Below are 17,407 nucleotides of genomic sequence, written 5' to 3' on the forward strand. Positions count from 1 at the left end.
CACTAGATTGCGGTGGTGATCGACCGCTGGGCCGGGATCGTCGGGCGGCATGCCCGACTGGTCCTGGCTGTCGCGGTGCTGGTGGTCGTGGGTGCCGCGGTGTACGGCGCCGGCGTGTTCGACTCGCTCGGCCGGGGCGGCTTCGAGGACCCCGACTCCGAGAGCTATCGCGCCGCCGTGGTCGAACGGTCGGTGTTCGGCAACTACGCGCCCGACGTCGTCGCGATCTACTCCAGCGACGACCTCACTGCTGACGACCCGGAGTTCCGTCAGGCGGTCGAGGACGTCGTGGCCGACCTCGCCGTACCCGAGGTCGTCCGGGTGGTCCCGTACTACGGGGTGCCCCCCGAGGCCGGCCTGGTCACCCCTGACGGACACGCCGTCCAGGTCCACGTCTCGCTCGCCGGTGACACCCTCAACGAGCAGCTCATCAACTACGACGAGATCGAGCCGTCGCTCCACGCCGACGGTCTGGAGACGGACCTGGCGGGGCTCTATCCCGCGCACGCCGACATCAACGTCATCACCGAGGAGGACCTCAAGCGGGCGGAGCTGCTCTCGCTTCCGCTCGTGGTGCTGCTCGCGCTGCTCATCTTCGGCAGCCTCACCGCCTCCGCGATGCCGGCCCTGCTCGGCATCATCGCCCTGCTCACGTCGATCGCGGTGATGCGGCTGCTCACGCTCTTCACCGACGTCTCCATGTTCTCGATCAACGTCATCTCGCTCCTGGGCATCGGGCTGGCGGTCGACTACTCGCTCTTCATCGTGAGCCGGTTCCGCGAGGAGCTCGCGTTGCTGCCACCCGACGACCCGGCCAGCCCGCGGGTCGCGGTGGCGCGCACACTCGCCACGGCGGGCAGGACGGTGATGTTCTCCGGGCTCGTGGTGGCGGCGTCGATGTCGAGCCTGCTGGTGTTCCCGCAGGTCTTCCTCCGGAGCATGGGGTACGGCGGCATCGCGGCGGTCCTGATCGCGATGCTGGCCGCGATCACGGTGCTGCCGACGATCCTGGTTCTCCTCGGGCGGCGGATCGACTCCGGCCGGCTGCCGTGGCGGCGGAAGTGGGACATGCCCGAGCCGGCCGGCGACCACGGCCGGTGGGCCACCCTCGCCCGCGGCGTGATGCGGCACCCGGTCGCGGTCCTCGCCGTCACGGCGGTGTTCCTGCTCGCGGTGGCGTCGCCGTTCCTGGGAGCGAAGTGGGGCGGCATCGACCACCGGATGCTGCCCGAGGACGCCCCGTCCCGGGTCGCGGCCGACAAGCTCCTGGAGTTCGGCCCGGAGCGATCCATCGCGAGCGTCGTCCTCGGGGACGCCGACGCGGACGCCGCCGCGACGTACGTCGCCGAGGCCGAGGACGTCGAAGGGGTCGACCAGGCCGTGATCCTCGCGCAGGAGGGCGACTCGTTCCTGGTGCGCGTCGTCTGGCAGGGCAACAGCCAGACCGAGGACTCGCAGGAGATCGTGAAGGAGCTGCGGGACATCGAGCCGGACGCCGGCACGGTGCTCGTCGGCGGCCTCACCGCCGACACGGTCGACCTGATCGCCTCGGTGCACGGTCACCTGCCACTGATGGCCGGGATCGTCCTGGCCGTGATGCTGGTGCTGCTCTTCATCGCGTTCGGCTCGCTTGTGCTGCCGATCAAGGCGATCGTCATGAACGCTTTCTCCATCACCGCGTCGTTCGGTGTCGTCACCTGGATCTTCCAGGAGGGACACCTCTCAGGCCTGCTGGGGTTCACCTCACCCGGCTTCCTCGAGGTCACGAACCCGATCCTGATGCTGGCGATCCTGTTCGGCCTGTCGATGGACTACGAGGTCTTCCTGCTGTCCCGCGTGCGCGAAAGGTGGGACGCGACCGGCGACCACGAGCTGGCAGTCGCGAGCGGCGTCCAGTCCACAGGCCGGATCATCACCTCCGCCGCGCTGCTGCTGGGTGTCGTCATCGGGGCGTTCGCGACGGGCGACATCGTGCTGATGAAGATGCTGGGCGTCGGCATGGTGGTCGCGTTGATCGTCGACGCGACCATCGTCCGCGCGCTGATGGTGCCCGCGACCATGGCCCTGCTCGGACGCTTCAACTGGTGGGCGCCCGGCCCTCTGCGCAGGTGGTGGGAGCGCTACGGCTTCCGGGAGGGCGCGGCCCACCTGGCGCCCGCCGGTCCGCCGCTTCCGGCGACGGTCCCGCCGCCGCCACCGCCCCCGCCCACCACACCCCCGCCGCCCCTGCCCGTCGGCACGGATCTCGGCCAGCAGCTGCGCGCCGCCGGCCCCCTGCCACTCCGCATCGCGGTCGAGGCCGTCGCCGGGATCGCCCGCACACTTGCGGACAGCCCGCCGCCCGGTGGCGCCCACGGTGAGATCCGCCCCGGCGCCGTGCTCCTCCGCCCCGAAGGGGCGACGCCGCGCGCGGTGCTGACCCCGCCGACCCGGGCGATCGGGCCGGACCCTGCGTTCGCTCCTCCCGAGCCGCTGTCCGCACCCACACCCGCGGCCGACGTCTACGCCCTCGGCTGCCTGCTGTGGACCGCGGCGACCGGCGAAGCGCCGTTCACCGGGACGACGATCGAGACCGTGCGGGAGGCCCACCGGACCGAGCGGGTCCCGCAGCTGCCCGGCCGCGAGCCGTTGACGCTGGCGACCAACCGGGTGCTGCGGCTGGCGCTGAGCAAGGACCCGATGCGGCGCTACTCCGGGGCGGAGGCGCTGTACGCGGACCTGGACGTCGCGCTGGGCCTCCCCGACACCGCCCCGCCGACCGCCGTGCCCGTCAGGTGAGCCGGTCCGCGGAGTGTTCCACCCGATTTGCGCGGACCGGGGTGGGGAAACCGGAGTGGATCAGGGATCATGGTCCGGACCTCGTTCCACTCGACCGCAAAGGGAGCTTCCCCCAAATGAGCGACCAAGGTCTTTCGATCTTCGACAACGAGCCCGGTAGTGCCCCTCCGGATTCACCGCCGAAGAGCCCCCCGACCGACAACGAGACCACCCAGGTGATGCCCGTGACCCCCTCCGCCCCCACCCAGCAGGCGCAGCCCGCGCCTTCTGCGCCCCCGAGGAACGCGCCGACCGGCGCGCTCGGGGCTTCGACAGCCGCCCTGCCCGTGGTCCGCCGCGGCGGCTACGACCAAGCGGCGGTCGATGCGCAGATCCGGCAGCTCGCGAGCGAGAAGGCTGCGCTGGGGGCGAGCCTGACCGAGTCGGAGCAGCGGGTGATCGAGCTGGAGTCCGCGCTCGCCGAGGCGAAGGCCGAGCTCGCCGAGACGGACAACCCTTCGTACGCCGGGCTGGGGGGCCGGGCGAGCGCGATGCTGCGGCTGGCCGAGGAGGAGACCGAGGAGATCCGGGGGGTCGCCGAGCGCGATGCTGCCGAGATCCGCGAGCAGGCCGCACGCGACGCCAAGGCGATCCGCGCCGAGGCCGCGCGCGAGGCCGAGGACATGCGCGAGGTCCAGCTGCGTGAGCTCGAGGAGAACCGCACCCGGCTGCTCGCGGACGCCGAGCAGGAGCTCGCGCTGGCCCGGAGCACTGCTGCCGACGAGCTGGCTGCCGCCAAGCGCGAGGCCGACCAGCTCCGCCTCGCCGCACAGCAGGAGGCCAGCGAGCTCCGCAGTGCCGTGCAGCGCGAGGTCGAGCAGGCTCGTGCCGGCGCCGACCGTGAGGTCCAGGAGGCGCGGCGGATGCTCGCGGTGGAGAAGGAGAGGCTGGCCCGCGAGGCGACCGACCACCACAACACCGCGGTGGCTGAGACCCGGAAGCTGGTCGACGAGGCCGAGCAGCGAGCGGCCGCCGCCGAGCAGCGGGCGGCCGAGGCGTCCCGCCAGGCGGCTGAGAACCGCGCCGCCGCGCAGGCCGAGTCCGAGGCGTTGCTGAGCAGGGCGCGCCGCGAGGCCGAGCAGATCGTGGCCTCAGCGCGCACCCAGGCCGAGTCGATCACCGCCAGCGGTGAGGCCGACGCCCAGCGGCAGCTGGCCGCGACCCGGGCCGAGCTGGACCGGGTCTCGAAGCGCAAGGCCGCGATCACGGCGCAGCTCGCGTCGCTGGCCGACCTGGTCGCCGGGTTCGACCAGAACGAGACCGAGGACGAGAGTTGAGGCTCGGCCGGCGGCAGGATGCCGCCCAGGGGGAGGGCGATCCGTCCGCCGCCGGCCAGCAGGACCAGTCGACGGACGAGCACCCGCCCGTCGACGGAACGGACGCCGCAGCGATGCCGTACGGCGAGCCGGGCCGGCCGTTCGACCACAAGTCGCCGTTCTACATCGGATTCGTCGGTGGGCTCGGCGTGCTGCTCGCGTACTGGCTGTTCCAGGCGCTGATCGGCATCGGCTCCGTGCTGTTGCTCGTCGTCGTGTCGTTCTTCCTCGCCGCCGGGCTCAACCCGTCGGTGGAGTTCCTCGAGCGCCGGGGAATCCGGCGCTCGTTCGCGTGTGGGCTGGTCATCATCGCGGCGCTCAGCACGCTCGCCCTGTTCATCGTCGCCATCGTGCCGGTGATCGCCGACCAGATCCGGCTGCTGACCGACAACGCGCCGATCTGGTTCGACGAGCTCCAGCGGAACCGGCAGGTCCAGAACCTCAACGAGGAGTACGAGATCGTCGACAAGGCCCAGGACTTCGTCAGCAACGGAGACTTCGTCTCCGCGCTGTTCGGTGGCGCCCTCGGCTTCGGTCTGAAGATCATCTCGGCGCTCTTCAACGCGTTCATCATCCTGGTGCTGACGCTCTACTTCCTGGCGTCGCTCAACACCACCACCCACGCCATCTACCGGCTGGCACCGGCCTCACGCCGTGAGCGGGTCAGCAAGCTCGGCGACAAGATCATCCACAACATCGGCGGCTACGTGTCCGGTGCGTTCGTGGTGGCTCTCTGCGCCGGCATCTCCTCGCTGATCTTCCTCTGGTTCACCGAGGTCCGGGAGTACGCCGTCGCGCTCGCCTTCGTCGTAGCCGTGCTCGACGTCATCCCGATGATCGGCGCCACCCTCGGTGCCGTCGTGGTGTGCGCGATCGCGTTCGCCACCGACGTGAAGAGCGGGATCGCGGCCGTGATCTTCTACATCGTCTACCAGCAGGTCGAGAACTACGTGATCTACCCGCGGGTGATGGGCCGGACGGTCGACCTCCCAGGAGCGGTGATCGTCATCGCGGCGCTCGTCGGCACTGCCCTGCTCGGGATCGTCGGAGCCCTGCTGGCGATCCCCGCCGCCGCAGCCGTCCTGCTGATCATCCGCGAGGTAGCGGTGCGACAGCAGGATCAACGCTGAGGAAGCGCCGGCTGGCAGCTCTCCTGACCGGCGCGGTCGTGACCACGCTGGGGCTGGTCGGTGCCGGCCGGCCGACCATCTGGTACGACGAGGCGGTCACGCTGAGTCTCCTGCAGCGCCCGTTCGGGGAGCTCTGGGGCGTGCTCCGCGAGATCGATGCCGTGCATGCCTTCTACTACGTGGTGCTGCGCGGCTGGAGCGCGGTCCTGGGCGACTCGATCGGGTCGGTCCGGGCGTTCAGCGCACTCGGCGTCGGCGTGACCGCGGCCCTGGTCGTGCTCCTCGTCGCACGTCACCAGCGGCTCCGGACCGCCGTGGCGAGCGGGCTGTTCACCGGAGTCGCGCCGGGGTTGGCCTGGGCCGCGCTCGACGGGCGCAGCTACGCCTGGTCGGCCGCGTTCGCCGTGCTCGCCACCCTGGCCCTGGACTCGGCCTGCCGCCACCGCCGGCGGAGGGACTGGCTCCTGTACGGCCTGGTCTGCGTGCTGGCGTGCTGGTGGCACCTCTACCTCGTGATCCTCGTCGCCGCGCACGGCATCGCCGTCATGGTCGGGTTCCCCAAGGGCCGGCTGTCGTGGACCCTCACCGCGGCCGTGACGGCCGTCGGCGCCCTCCCTCTCGCGGTGATCGGCTGGCGTCAGCGGGACCAGGTCTCCTGGTTGGCCGACACCAACTACACCTGGCACCGGATGCTCCTCAACCAGCTCGCCAGCGGGCCGGCGAGCGACCTGCGCACGCTCCGCATGCTGGTCGTGGGTGCGCTGCTGGCGCTCGGCGCGTACGGCGTCGTCCACCTGTGGCGCAAGGGCCGCCGTTGGCTCCCGGCGGTGCTCGCTCTCTGGAGCGGCCTCCCCACCGTCGTGGCCATGATCAGCACCTTCGTCGGCGGGGGGATGCACCCGCGCTACGTCGCGTTCGCGGTGCCGGCGTTCGCGATCGCCGCGGCGATCGGGGTGCTCGCGCTGCCGAAGTGGACTCCTGCCGTCGCCGGGGTCGCGATGCTCGTCGCCATCAGCCCCCTCGTCGTCGAGCAGCGCGCACCGAGCGCCAAGCCGGACGATCTGCGCCGGATCGCCGCGACGGCCGGCGACGAGGATGCGGAGGCGGTCTACTTCACCGTCTCCAAGGCCCGCAGCATCCAGTCGGCCTATCCCGAGCACTTCGACGGCCTCGTGGACGTGTCGGCGCCGGTCGACGCGACGCCGGATCCGTTCTTCGCCGGCATCCGCGACCCCGAGACGATCAAGGGCGTCGACGTGGACGGACTGCGGGTGCTCGTCTACGGCACGCGTGCGGCCCGCGGCGCCGAGCGGCTGCGGCAGCTGGGCTGCCGCTCCGAGCCGGTGACCGGCGACCGCCACTTCGCGGTCACGCTCTACACGTGTCCGAGCCTGACCGACCCCTGACCGCGCCCTCAGACCGGGCGGTAGACGCGATTCAGGTGCATTCTCTGCGCGAGCTCGTAGCCGATCGACAGCACGTTGTCGGCGAACCAGTCCTCGTCGAGGAAGGCGTGGCTCGGCTGCTGCTCGAGGACCAGGATCGGTCGACAACGCCGGATGGTCGCGAACGCACCGGTCAGTGCCTCGCGCTCGTATCCCTCGACGTCGAGCTGCAGGATCCCGACCGTCCGGTCCGCCGGGACGACGTCGTCGATCGCGACCACGTCGACCGACTCGGCGGTGGCTCCGGGGAGGACCTCCGACACGATGCGCGACGTACCCCCGAGCGCGCGGCCGCGAGCGTTGGTGGTCTGGACGAACGACGTCGACGACGTCGCCCCCAGACCGGCGTGCCGCAGCTCGACGTTGGCGATGCGGTTGAGCAGCATCGTGATCTCCGCGCAGCGATGGCTCTCGCTGTTCGGCTCGAACGCCCACACCTTGGCGTCGGGGCTGATCGCGGCGGACAGTGCCGGGAGGAAGTCGCCGAAGTAGGTGCCGGCGTGCACGATGTCGTGGTCGCCGCAGTGGGCGGTCATGAAGGCGATCGTGTCCTTCTCGTAGACCTGACCCCGCAGCACCGCCTGGGCCGCCGGTCGCTGCGCGGACGACGCCGGCACGCAATAGGTGCCGTATCGGTTGGCAGTGATCTTGCACTCGAGCACCGCGGGGGTCTCGCTGCCGACGGCAGGATCCTTCATCGAGAGAGGCACCTCAGGGAATGGTGGGCGGACGGGCAGGCGACGCCGACGATAGCGCGGCCGTCCGGAGCGCCGACAACTCCACCATCCCCCGCCGTCACTCAGCCCTGGGGCCCGATGAACGAGTCGATCATCGCGCCCTTGCCGCCGGTCGGGCCGTGGACGACCGCGGGGATCCCGTTGCGCGCCCACGGCGCGACCGACTCCGGCGTCAGCTCCCGCGGCGGCCCGTCGTCCAGCCGGATCGAGCCGCCGCACTCCATGCGGTAGACCGCAGTGCGATCGAGGACGTCGTTGGGGAACTCGTCGTTGTAGGTGGCGTGGAGGAGGACGAACTCGGTCGGGCCGTCGACGGGATCGCAGGATCGAGACACTCCTGGTGCCCGTTCGGCGGCCGCGAACGCGACCTCGGCAGCGGCCGGCTCGAGCTCCACCGCGTAGGACAGCTGGTAGCCGGAGCCGGTGCGGCGGTACGCACAGACCTTGGCGCGGATGAGGCCGCCACGACGGTCACTCGCAGCGCCTACGCGGGGTTCCGGGATCGCCCCGACCTCCGATGCGCACCGCTGCCCGGGCCCGACCGACGCCAGGATCTGCTCCCGCAGCGCCGGGTCGTCGGTGCCGACGGTGACGGTGGTGCCCTCCGCCGCGATCGTCTCCTGCACGTAGCCGTTGCCGTAGTCATAGGTCCCGGGTTCGACTCCCGCGCCCAACCAGACGTACGGCGCCTGCGGCTCCCACGCCCGGGGGACGGACGCACAGACGTCGGTCCCGGCGATCGGCCTGCCGACCCAGCCCCGCTCGTGGTCGCCTCCGCCCCCGATCTCCTGGCCGTCGGGTGAGACCGCGGCGATCGGGTAGCACGCCGTGCCCGACGCGTCCGGGGCCCCGCCGTACCCCCAGTCGGGCGGTACGTCGACGGAGACGCCGGCCCAGAACTCGGTCCGCCACGACATCAGGTCGGCCGGACGCGGACCGGACGCGGTCGGTGTGCTCCCGGGCGGAGGCTCGTCCGCGCCGTCGTCACCACCGGCGGTCGCGACCGCGATGCCGCCGACCACCAGCACCACAGCGGCAGCGGCGGCCCCGACGCTCCAGCGGGCTCGCCGGCGGCGGCCGACCTCGGCTCGCGCCCGGTCCACGACCGGGGCGGTCACGTCGGCGTCCATCGCCTTGGCCTCGAGCCCCGCCCGCATCCTCCGCTCGACCTCACGATCGTCCATCACTCGTCCTCCTCAGCACCCAGCTCGCGACGCAGCGCCGCGAGCGCACGGTGGACGTGGGAGCGCACGGTGGGCGCGGCGACGCCGAGGATCGTCGCGATCTCGTCGTACTCGAGGTCCTCGTAGAACCGCAGCACCACAGCAGCGCGCTGCTGCGGCGGCAACGCCACGCAGACCCGCCACACGGCGTCGTGCTCGACGACGACCTGGGCCGGGTCGGCGTTCGTCGCGTCCCGGACCTCGGCGACGGGCAGCTCCCGGCGCCCGCTCCGCCGCCACGCCGAGATGTGCGCGTTGACGACCATCCGCCGCACGTAGGCGTCCGGGTCGCCACGCCGGCTGACGGTCGACCACTTCTCGCACGCACTGGCCAGCGCCGACTGCACGGCGTCCTCGGCCGCCTGCTGCGACCCGGTGACCAGGAAGGCGAACCGGAGCAGCCCAGCGACCCGCACCTCGACCCACGAGTCGAAGCCGGCCTCGGCGGCGGTCCCGCGGTCGGTCACCCCTACATCCACGCACGACTCACGCCGTCAGGCAGGGATCTGTTGCACCCCGACCGCGGTTTTCTCGCCGAGCTTGACCCCGACCACGCCGGCCAGGACCAGCAGGCCGCCGACCAGCTGCAACAGACCCGGCAGCTCGCCGAGGAGCAGCCAGGCCCACAGCACGCCGGCCACGACCTCCGACAGTGCCACGAACGACGCCAGCCGCGAGCCGAGCATCCGGGCGGCGGCGATCCCGGCCACGTACGACAGCGCGGCCGTCACCAGGCCGAGCAGCAGCAACGGGACCCACCAGGCCACCTCGACGTCGGCGTACGTCACCGCAGCGCGCTCGGCCCGCATGGGCAACACACCGACGAGGCCCAGCACGGCGAGCGCCACACCTCCGACAACGAGTCCGCCCGCCGCGAGGGTCAGCGGCGGCAGACCGGTGCTGTCGTCGGCCGAGATCACGAAGTACGTCGCGGCGCCGACCATCGCCGCCAGTGCCCAGGCGACACCGCCGGCGTGGAGGCCGAAGCCGGCGAACACGTCGAGGACGAACAGCAGACCGAGCCCCGCCACCGCGGCGCCGGCGATCGTCAGCCGGCCCGGACGCTGGCCGTGGCGGGCCCACATCCAGAGCACGACCGCCGCAGGCGCGGTGTACTCGATGAGCAGGGCCGGGCCCACCTCGAGGTGCTGGACGGCGGAGAAGTAGCAGAACTGCGCACCGGCGACGGCCAGCAGGCCGTACACCAGGACCAGCGGGAGGTTGCGCCGCAGCAAGTCCCAGCGGCCGCGGAGCGCGGCCAGGCCGAACGGGAGCACGATGATCGCGGCCGAGCCGATCCGGACCAGCACCACCGCGCCGGCGCTCCACCCGGCGTCGAGCATCGGGGACGCCAGCGCCCCGGACAGCGCGAACGAGACCGCAGACAACAGCGCGACGATGATCCCGGTCGCAGCCCGGGGCGGGGTCGCCACCGGTGCGTCATGAGTCATCGTCGTCATGACACATGACACTACGACGCGTGCGGTAACCTGTCAACGTGGTTTTTGCTCATGACACGGCGATGGCGCTGCAGGCGGCCGTGACCCTGGTCAACTCCGCTCTCGAGCCGGTCACGCTGAGCAGCCCCGAGGAGCTCGACGAGTTCCTCTCCGACTTCGGCTACACCGGCCGCCACGACGGCGACCAGGCCGAGGTCGACGCCGTACGCGCGACGCTCCCGCGCCTGCGCGAGCTGATGACGAGCGACCGGGACCACGCCGCCGCCCTCGTCAACGAGATGCTGTTCGAGGCCAAGGCGCTCCCCCAGCTCTCCCGGCACGACGGCTTCGACTGGCACCTCCACGCCGTCGCTCCCGACCGCCCGCTCGCCGACCGGATCATCGTCGAGACCGCGATGGCGATGATCGACGTGATCCGGGCGGACGAGCTGTCGCGGCTCGGCGTCTGTGCCGACGACGACTGCAAGGGCCTGGTGCTCGACCTGTCCCGCAACCGCTCGCGGCGGTTCTGCTCGACCGCGTGCGGCAACCGCAATGCCGTTGCCGCCTACCGGGCGCGCCAGGCCGCGACCTGATCAGACCTCAGGTGCACACCGACCCGAGGACGCGCCTCGGCCGGCTCAGCTCCCCGAGTGCGCTCTGCCGGGCCGCCCGGTGGGTGCGGCCGAAGCCCCAGGAGTACCGGATGACGAACCCCTCCCCGTTGACCTTGGCAGCGGTCGCAGCGCACTGGTTCCGCACCCAGACGGTCACGAAGCACCGTCGCGGGTAGTGCGACCTCTCCCTGCACTCACGCAGGGCCCGCTGCTGGGCGGTCCGCCTGGTCGGGTAGCGGTAGCTGAGTCCCACGGCTTGGTCGACGCTGATCGCGATCGCGCCGAAGTCGCCGCGGGCACGCGCCTGCTCGTCGCTCGGTGCCGCCGACGAGGCGGAGGGGGAGACGACGAGGAGGGCGGCGAACGCGACGACGGCGGCGACACCGCCGAGGACGAGGAGACGGAAGGTCCGGATGTAGGTATGAGTCACGATGACCGCATCTACCCCCACCGATCGCGGGCTACACCTCCGGGCTCAGTCCAGGAAGCGCCGCAGCACCTCGAGGAACACCGCCGGCTGCTCGGAGTGCACCCAGTGCCCGGCGCCCTTGACCGTGACCCGGCGGACGCGTGGGAAGTACCGCTCCATCGCCCCGGCGTAGTCGTCGAGCACGTAGCGCGAGTCCGAGCCCCCGATCCACAGCACCGGTCCGTCGTACGACGACTCGTCGAGTGACTCGGCCGGCCAGCCGCCGACCTCGTCGATCTCCTCGCGCAACAGCTCCAGGTTGGGCTGCCACCGCCAGTCGTCGCCCTCGCGGCGGAGGTTCTGCAGCAGGAACCCGCGGACGCCGTCGTCCGGGACGGCGTCCTGCAGCGCCCGATCGGCCTGGGCGCGGTCGGCCAACGTGGTGAGGTCGATCGCGAGCATCGCGTCGATGTAGCCCACGAACTCCGAGGCGTGCGGGTAGGCCACCGGCGCCACGTCGACCACGCACAGCCGCTCCACCAGCTCGGGATGCCGCAGCGCGAGCACCATCGCGGCCTTGCCGCCCATCGAGTGCCCCACCAGGGCGACCGGGTCGTCCGCGCTCATCAGCTCCGCCACCTGGTCGGCGGCCGCGACGAAGTCGAACCGCTCGCTCCACGGCGAGCGCCCGTGGTCCGGCATGTCGACCAGCAGCACCCGGTGGTCGGCCGCGAGCGCCTTGGCGTGCTGGGTCCAGTTGCGCCCCTGCCCGAACAGGCCGTGGCAGAAGACGACGGGGCTGCCGTGGTCGCCGTACGACGTCGTGTGGAGCGGCACGGACGCCAGTCTGTCAGGCACCCGACACCCGGCCCGGCGCGGCACCGACAACGTCCGTACGGCGAAACACCTGCCCAAATGGCCCGCACTTTCCCGACATGGGTCAAGATGGAGCCTGAGGTCTTTGCCATCGACCCCCGGGGAGAAGTCTTGCGATCCGCTCTGTTCGTCCGCGCCGTCCTTGCGGTTGCCGCTGCCTTCGTGCTCAGCGGCACCCTCCTGGCGGCGCCCGCCACGTCGATCCCGTCCGACCGGGTGACGGTCTCCCAGGTGAGCGCCCGCGCCCCGGGCTGCCTCCCCCGGTGCTGGGTGGCGGTGGGCTACAACTCCGCCACCGGGCGCAGCGGTTGGACCCAGCCAGGGAAATGGGGCACCAAGGCCGGCGCCATGAGGTCGGCCCACGCCCACTGCCGGGCCCGCGACGTCAACGTCGGTCACGAGCGTGCGTGCGTCTGGCCCGGCAAGCGCAACGTCTACGCAAAGAACGCCTGCGTCGCGATCGCGAAGCTGACCCGCAACGGGACCATCGTCCAGTGGGCGGTCGGGCGGGCCTACGGTCCGAAGAAGGCGATGCGGCTCGCCAAGCGCAAGCTCGACGGCCGCGGCACTCGGACTGCCGGGTTCGCCTGCCCTCCGCGGAAGTTCTGACGGACCGCCGAGTCACTCACGCGAGCGGCCCCGCACCCTCAGGGGTGCGGGGCCGCTTCGTCGTACGACGGTCGGCTAGGCGTAGTCGTGGAAGCCCTTGCCGGTCTTGCGACCCAGGGCACCCTCGGCGACCTTCTGCTCGAGCAGGGCGGCCGGGGCGAAGCCCGGCTCCTTGAACTCGGCGTAGAGCTCCTGCTGGATCGCGAGCGACACGTCGTTGCCGACGACGTCGAGCAGCTGGAACGGTCCCATCGGGAAGCCCGCCTGCTCCTTGATCGCGGCGTCGATCTCGTCCATCGACGCGGCGCCGGACTCGAGCAGGGTGACGGCGTCGTTGAGGTAGGGGAAGAGCAGGCAGTTGACGATGAAGCCGGCGCGGTCACCGCACGAGACCGCGACCTTGCCGACGTTCGCGCACAGCGCCAGCACCGTCTCGTCGACGTCGGCGGACGTCGCCTCAGTGGTGACCACCTCGACCAGCTTCATGACGGTGGCGGGGTTGAAGAAGTGCATGCCGATGACCGACTCGGGGCGCGACGTCGCGTCGCCGAGCCGCGTGATCGGCAGCGACGACGTGGTCGTCGCCAGGATCGCGCCTCGCCCCTCATTCCCACTCCGACAGATCCGGTCGAGGTCCTTGAAGAGCTGCGTCTTGATGTCGAGGTCCTCGGCGATGGCCTCGACCACGATGTCGACGTCGCCGAGCGCTTCCCGCTCGGTGGAGCCGGTCAGCCGGTCGAGCACGTCGGACTTGCCGTCCTCGTCGATCTTGCCCTTCTCCACGAGCTTGGAGAGTCCCTTGTCGACGGCGGCGATGACCCCGTCGACCTTGTCCTGGCCGCGACCCACGAACACGACGTCGTAGCCCGCCTGCGCGAAGACCTGGACGATTCCCGACGCCATCGTGCCGGTGCCGACCACCCCGACCTTGCGGATCTCCAGCTTGAGCGCCGGAGCAGCGCTGTCCGCCCCGGCCCCCTCCTCGGCGAAGGTGCGACCCTCCGTGGCGAGCTTCTCGAGGAGCTCGGCGGGCTGGTGCAGGTGGTCGCCGGTCTCGGCGTACCGGGCAGCGAGCTGGTCCCGCACGGTGGCGGCGCCCAGCTCGTCGATCACGGTCAGCGGTCCCGCCGGGTAGCCGCAGCCGAACCGCATCGCGGCGTCGATGTCGCCGCTGGAGGCGTACGACGCCTCGTACATGCGAACCGCGTGGTTCAGGTACGGCAGCACCAAGGTGCCGAAGATCTGCTCGTTGGTCAGCGTCATGGAGGCATGATCGCAAAACCTGCGACACTTCGTACCCGCTGGTAACTATGCGAGACAGGCTGGCCCCCGGCGGACCTGACCGCCACGGTAGCCTCGGGCGGCGTGAGACTCGTCGTCGCGCGCTGCCAGGTGGACTACGCCGGTCGCCTCACCGCCCACCTCCCGATGGCGACCCGGGTGCTGATGATCAAGGCCGACGGGTCCGTGCTCGTGCACTCCGACGGCGGCAGCTACAAGCCTCTCAACTGGATGTCGCCACCCTGCACGGTCCGGGAGGGCACGACCGAGGACGGGGCGGTCGAGTGGACGGTGACCGCGAGAGCCCCCAAGGGCGCGACCCCGGACACGCTGCGGATCCTGATCGAGGAGATCCACCACGATTCCAACCACGACCTGGGCATCGATCCCGGTCTGCAGAAGGACGGGGTGGAGAAGCACCTGCAGGAGCTCCTCGCCGAGCACCCGGGCACGCTGCTGCCCGGCCTGGCTCTGGTACGGCGGGAGTACCCGACCGCGATCGGACCGGTCGACCTGATGTGCCGCGACGCCGACGGCGTCAGCGTGGCGGTGGAGATCAAGCGCCGCGGCGAGATCGACGGGGTCGAGCAGCTGACGCGGTACCTCGAGCTCCTCAACCGGGACCCGCTGCTCGCGCCGGTCCGTGGGATCTTCGCCGCGCAGGAGATCAAGCCGCAGGCGCGCGTGCTCGCCGGCGACCGCGGCATCACCTGTGCGCTCGTCGACTACGACGCCCTCCGCGGCCTGGACGACCCGACCGACCGACTGTTCTGAACGCCTCGCGCGCCCGACCGGCGCTCAGTGTCGGGCATGCCGTCGGTGTCGGCCACCGTCGCCCGCAACCAGGCGGTGAGCTCGGCCCACACGCCCTGCCCGTAGCGGAAGTGGTGGAACTGGTACATGGCGCCCTCGGGCGTCAGCCCGGTGAGGTCGGCCGGGAGCACGTTGAGCATGTGCTCGAGACCGGGGTAGACGCGGATCTCCGACTCCCGCCCGGCACCGGCGATCGCCCGGCGGATCCGTTCCACGGACACTTCCACCGGGACGCTGGTGTCGTCCGCGCCGTACTGGAGGAACACCGGGCAGTCCAGCTCGGCGTAGTCGGTGACGGGATCGTAGGTGACCTCGGGGTCGCGGGTGTCGCCGAGCAGCTCGATCAGGGCGGCAACGGGCAGCAAGGGCGGGATCGGCGAGAGCATCGGGTTCTCACGGACGTAGTCGGGGATCTCGTAGAGGCCGAGGTCGGGCGCGGCCGCGATGGCGTCGAGGGCGAGCCGCAGCCGGTGACGGACCGGTCCGGTGGCGCCCTCGCCGACGATGGCGAAGATGCAGCGCCACGCCTCGCCCACGGCCGCGACGGTGGCCGTGCCGACGCCCGCATCCCGCAGCACCTTCGTGCGGCGGTGGACCTCCGCCTCGCCCATCGACACCCCGGCGGAGCCGACACCGGTGACGAAGGCCGCGCCGGTGCGGGCGGCGATCATCGGCACCGCCCACATTCCGTTGGAGAACCCGGCCAGCCCGATCCGCGCCGGGTCGATCCCTGGATGCCTGGCCAGCTCCCGCATGGCGGCCTCGCCTGCGTCGGCCTGGTCGAAGACCGAGGGCTCCCGTCCGCCGGAGAGGCCGTGACCGGCCTTGTCGTAGATGAGCACCGCAACACCGGCGGCCAGGATCGGGTCGGCATGCAGCCGGCAGAAGTCGCGTTGGCCGCCCGCCGCACCGTGCAGCAGGACCGCGGCCGGGTGCGGACCGGGGCCCGGCGGGAGGATGACCGTACCGGCCAGCAGCACGTCGCCGACGGTGAAGGTCACCTCCTCCTCGCGGCGGTGTGACCACCGCGGGAGCGTGACGACCTCGCCGCGGTCCGTCACCCGGAGGAGCCAGTCGTCGGCGAGGTCGATCGACTCGCCCTCCTCGGTGAGCAAGCGGCCCTCTCCCACCGCATACGCGCGGACCACGCGCTCGCCCTCGGCCACCAGGACCATCGGTTCGCCGAAGTAGGCCTCCGGTACCTGCGTGAGCAGGATCCGGCGACCGTCGTAGCCGTACCACCCGGTCAGCTCCGCGAGGCGCGCGGGCAACGGCGCGACCCGACCGAGGACGACACCGTCGACGACGAGACGCCCGTCTTCGAACTCAGGCGGCTCGGGTTCGCGGAAGGTGCGGCGGGAAGGGCGGTCGACGAGCACCTCCCCGGTCCGCACCCGCGCGACGACGACTCCGTCCGGGGTCTCTGCGATCCAGGTGCCGTCCGGCGAGGTTTCCATTGGTCATTCCTTCGGGTCGGGGGCGGTGCCGTCGGTGGGGAACGCGAAGAGCGCCAGTCGCACGGCCCGGTGGTCGGCTACAGCCGACCGGTCACGTGCCGCGTCGGTCCAGTGCCCGACCAGCTCCAGGTAGGCCCGGGCGAGCTCGGCGAGCTCCTCGGGGGCGAGGGTGAGCGTGGCCTGCGAGAAGAGGGCAGCGTCACGCCACGCCGGGCTGAGGTCGTCGCGACGGAGGTAGCCGTCGACCGAGGCGGCCAACCCGGCGAGCCGCAGGTCGATGACCGACTGCGCCAGCGCGGGAGCGGAGGAGTCCTGCGGGTCGCGGAAGCGCACGTCGCCGGCGACGGTGCGCCAGTACTGCGCTCGTCCGCGCGTCACGTCGCGCTCGACGAGTCCGGCCTTGGCCAGCTCGCGCAGGTGGTACGACGTCACGCCGGTGTTGGAGTCGAGGGCGCGCGCCAGCATCGCCGACGTCGCCGGCCCCTGGCCGAGCTGCTCCAGGATCGCCTGCCGCACCGTGCTGCCGAGGGCCCGCAGGACGGCCAGCTCGGAGTGTTCAGGAACCATGAGTGCATAATAGTTTATGCATAGAGATTTGTGCAAGAGTGGGCGCTGCCTTGGCCTGGTGCTACTGCTGGGCGACGGCCTGGAGTCGTCGCCGCACCACACGCCGTCGCAGGGTGGGTGAGGCCACCACCTCGTAACGGGCTGCGAGGAAGACCTGTAACAACCCGACGGAGGCCTCGTCCCAGATCACCGACGCGCCCGGGGGTGGCTCGATGGGGTAGCCCTCGAGGACCTGCGCTCCAACCTGCTCGCCGTACTCGACGGTGGCGGTGGCGAGCTCGTAGGTCAGCCCCGACTGGCGGCGGCCCTTGCGTACGACGAAGCAGGTGACGGACCAGACGCCCGCGAGCTCGGGGTCCATTCGCATCCACGGCTGCTTGCGGCTCCACAGCCTGGGGTAGTTCTCTCGCGGCTCGACCGCGACCCAGCCGGCCGCCTCGCCGTCGACGTACCCGATCAATCCAGACGTCGCCCCGGTGGTGGTGCCGCAGGCCGTTTGCTCGAGCAGCGCTGCGTCCCTCTGCTCCTGGGTGGTGTCGCGCCAGATCCAGCCGGGCACCTTGAGCGCTTGGCAACGGCACTTTCGGGCGCCCCCCGTGGCAAACACCGCCTCGACGTCCTCGGTCGATGCTTGGTTGGCCGGGAGCCAGCTGAAACCGGGCATGCGCCGA

The 17,407-nt window shown here is 71.5% G+C and carries 17 protein-coding genes; 7 read left to right on the top strand and 10 right to left on the bottom strand.

What is annotated here, in order from left to right; all coding sequences use genetic code 11:
* Positions 1-15 precede the first annotated feature (15 nt).
* From SHK19_RS14425 to SHK19_RS14440, 4 genes are all read left to right on the top strand, one after another.
* Entirely contained in the window at positions 16-2,778 is a 2,763-nt protein-coding gene (locus tag SHK19_RS14425; RefSeq protein WP_322936638.1) for an MMPL family transporter, read from the top strand.
* A 116-nt stretch (positions 2,779-2,894) separates the two neighbouring features.
* On the top strand, positions 2,895-4,094 hold the full coding sequence (locus SHK19_RS14430) for a coiled-coil domain-containing protein (RefSeq protein ID WP_322936639.1): 1,200 nt from the start codon (positions 2,895-2,897) through the stop codon (positions 4,092-4,094).
* Positions 4,091-5,263 carry an AI-2E family transporter gene (locus SHK19_RS14435; protein ID WP_322936640.1) on the top strand — a complete coding sequence of 391 codons (1,173 nt, stop codon included), beginning with the start codon at positions 4,091-4,093 and terminating at the stop codon, positions 5,261-5,263. The genes SHK19_RS14430 and SHK19_RS14435 overlap by 4 nt, the downstream gene beginning before the upstream one ends.
* Positions 5,264-5,301: 38 nt before the next feature.
* Positions 5,302-6,669, top strand: a complete 1,368-nt coding sequence (locus tag SHK19_RS14440) for a glycosyltransferase family 39 protein (RefSeq protein ID WP_322936641.1) — start codon at positions 5,302-5,304, stop codon at positions 6,667-6,669.
* Between the two features lie 8 nt (positions 6,670-6,677).
* Here SHK19_RS14440 and SHK19_RS14445 read toward each other — a convergent pair whose 3' ends face one another.
* From SHK19_RS14445 to SHK19_RS14460, 4 genes are all read right to left on the bottom strand, one after another.
* Complete coding sequence (locus SHK19_RS14445; RefSeq protein ID WP_322455678.1) at positions 6,678-7,406, bottom strand: FkbM family methyltransferase; 729 nt, start codon at positions 7,404-7,406, stop codon at positions 6,678-6,680.
* A 101-nt stretch (positions 7,407-7,507) separates the two neighbouring features.
* Positions 7,508-8,629: a hypothetical protein gene (locus SHK19_RS14450; RefSeq protein WP_322936642.1), complete on the bottom strand. Its 1,122-nt coding sequence runs from the start codon at positions 8,627-8,629 to the stop codon at positions 7,508-7,510.
* Positions 8,629-9,135, bottom strand: a complete 507-nt coding sequence (locus SHK19_RS14455; RefSeq protein ID WP_322936643.1) for a SigE family RNA polymerase sigma factor — start codon at positions 9,133-9,135, stop codon at positions 8,629-8,631. Before SHK19_RS14455 ends, SHK19_RS14450 begins: the two co-directional genes overlap by 1 nt.
* A 27-nt stretch (positions 9,136-9,162) precedes the next feature.
* Positions 9,163-10,128: an EamA family transporter gene (locus SHK19_RS14460; RefSeq protein WP_322936644.1), complete on the bottom strand. Its 966-nt coding sequence runs from the start codon at positions 10,126-10,128 to the stop codon at positions 9,163-9,165.
* A gap of 38 nt (positions 10,129-10,166) precedes the next feature.
* On the opposite strand from SHK19_RS14460, the gene SHK19_RS14465 reads away from it, so the two are divergent.
* Positions 10,167-10,703, top strand: coding sequence for a CGNR zinc finger domain-containing protein (locus SHK19_RS14465; protein ID WP_322936645.1), 537 nt, complete (start codon positions 10,167-10,169; stop codon positions 10,701-10,703).
* 7 nt (positions 10,704-10,710) lie between these two features.
* Here the strand turns inward: SHK19_RS14465 and SHK19_RS14470 are convergent, their stop codons facing one another.
* Both SHK19_RS14470 and SHK19_RS14475 read right to left on the bottom strand, forming a co-directional pair.
* Complete coding sequence (locus tag SHK19_RS14470) at positions 10,711-11,154, bottom strand: DUF4189 domain-containing protein (RefSeq protein WP_322936646.1); 444 nt, start codon at positions 11,152-11,154, stop codon at positions 10,711-10,713.
* Positions 11,155-11,199: 45 nt separating this feature from the next.
* The gene (locus SHK19_RS14475) at positions 11,200-11,970 is read right to left on the bottom strand and encodes an alpha/beta fold hydrolase (RefSeq protein WP_322936647.1); all 771 of its coding nucleotides are present in this window, start codon (positions 11,968-11,970) and stop codon (positions 11,200-11,202) included.
* Positions 11,971-12,120: 150 nt separating this feature from the next.
* On the opposite strand from SHK19_RS14475, the gene SHK19_RS14480 reads away from it, so the two are divergent.
* Positions 12,121-12,618 carry a hypothetical protein gene (locus SHK19_RS14480; protein WP_322455685.1) on the top strand — a complete coding sequence of 166 codons (498 nt, stop codon included), beginning with the start codon at positions 12,121-12,123 and terminating at the stop codon, positions 12,616-12,618.
* Between the two features lie 75 nt (positions 12,619-12,693).
* Here SHK19_RS14480 and SHK19_RS14485 read toward each other — a convergent pair whose 3' ends face one another.
* Positions 12,694-13,881 (bottom strand): 3-hydroxyacyl-CoA dehydrogenase NAD-binding domain-containing protein, encoded by a 1,188-nt coding sequence (locus tag SHK19_RS14485; protein WP_322936648.1) that lies wholly within the window; start codon positions 13,879-13,881, stop codon positions 12,694-12,696.
* 102 nt (positions 13,882-13,983) lie between these two features.
* Here SHK19_RS14485 and nucS point away from each other — a divergent pair, with 102 nt between their 5' ends.
* Positions 13,984-14,673, top strand: coding sequence for an endonuclease NucS (nucS, locus tag SHK19_RS14490; protein ID WP_322455687.1), 690 nt, complete (start codon positions 13,984-13,986; stop codon positions 14,671-14,673).
* On the opposite strand, the gene SHK19_RS14495 is transcribed toward nucS, so the two are convergent.
* From SHK19_RS14495 to SHK19_RS14505, 3 genes are all read right to left on the bottom strand, one after another.
* Positions 14,625-16,169, bottom strand: coding sequence for an alpha/beta hydrolase family protein (locus tag SHK19_RS14495; RefSeq protein ID WP_322455688.1), 1,545 nt, complete (start codon positions 16,167-16,169; stop codon positions 14,625-14,627). The two genes, nucS and SHK19_RS14495, sit on opposite strands and share 49 nt — an antisense overlap.
* 3 nt (positions 16,170-16,172) lie before the next feature.
* Positions 16,173-16,736, bottom strand: coding sequence for a winged helix-turn-helix domain-containing protein (locus SHK19_RS14500; RefSeq protein ID WP_322936649.1), 564 nt, complete (start codon positions 16,734-16,736; stop codon positions 16,173-16,175).
* 61 nt (positions 16,737-16,797) lie between these two features.
* The gene (locus tag SHK19_RS14505) at positions 16,798-17,400 is read right to left on the bottom strand and encodes a hypothetical protein (protein ID WP_322455690.1); all 603 of its coding nucleotides are present in this window, start codon (positions 17,398-17,400) and stop codon (positions 16,798-16,800) included.
* Between the last annotated feature and the right edge of the window lie 7 nt (positions 17,401-17,407).

Source organism: Nocardioides bizhenqiangii, from assembly GCF_034661235.1.
GTDB lineage: Bacteria > Actinomycetota > Actinomycetes > Propionibacteriales > Nocardioidaceae > Nocardioides > Nocardioides bizhenqiangii.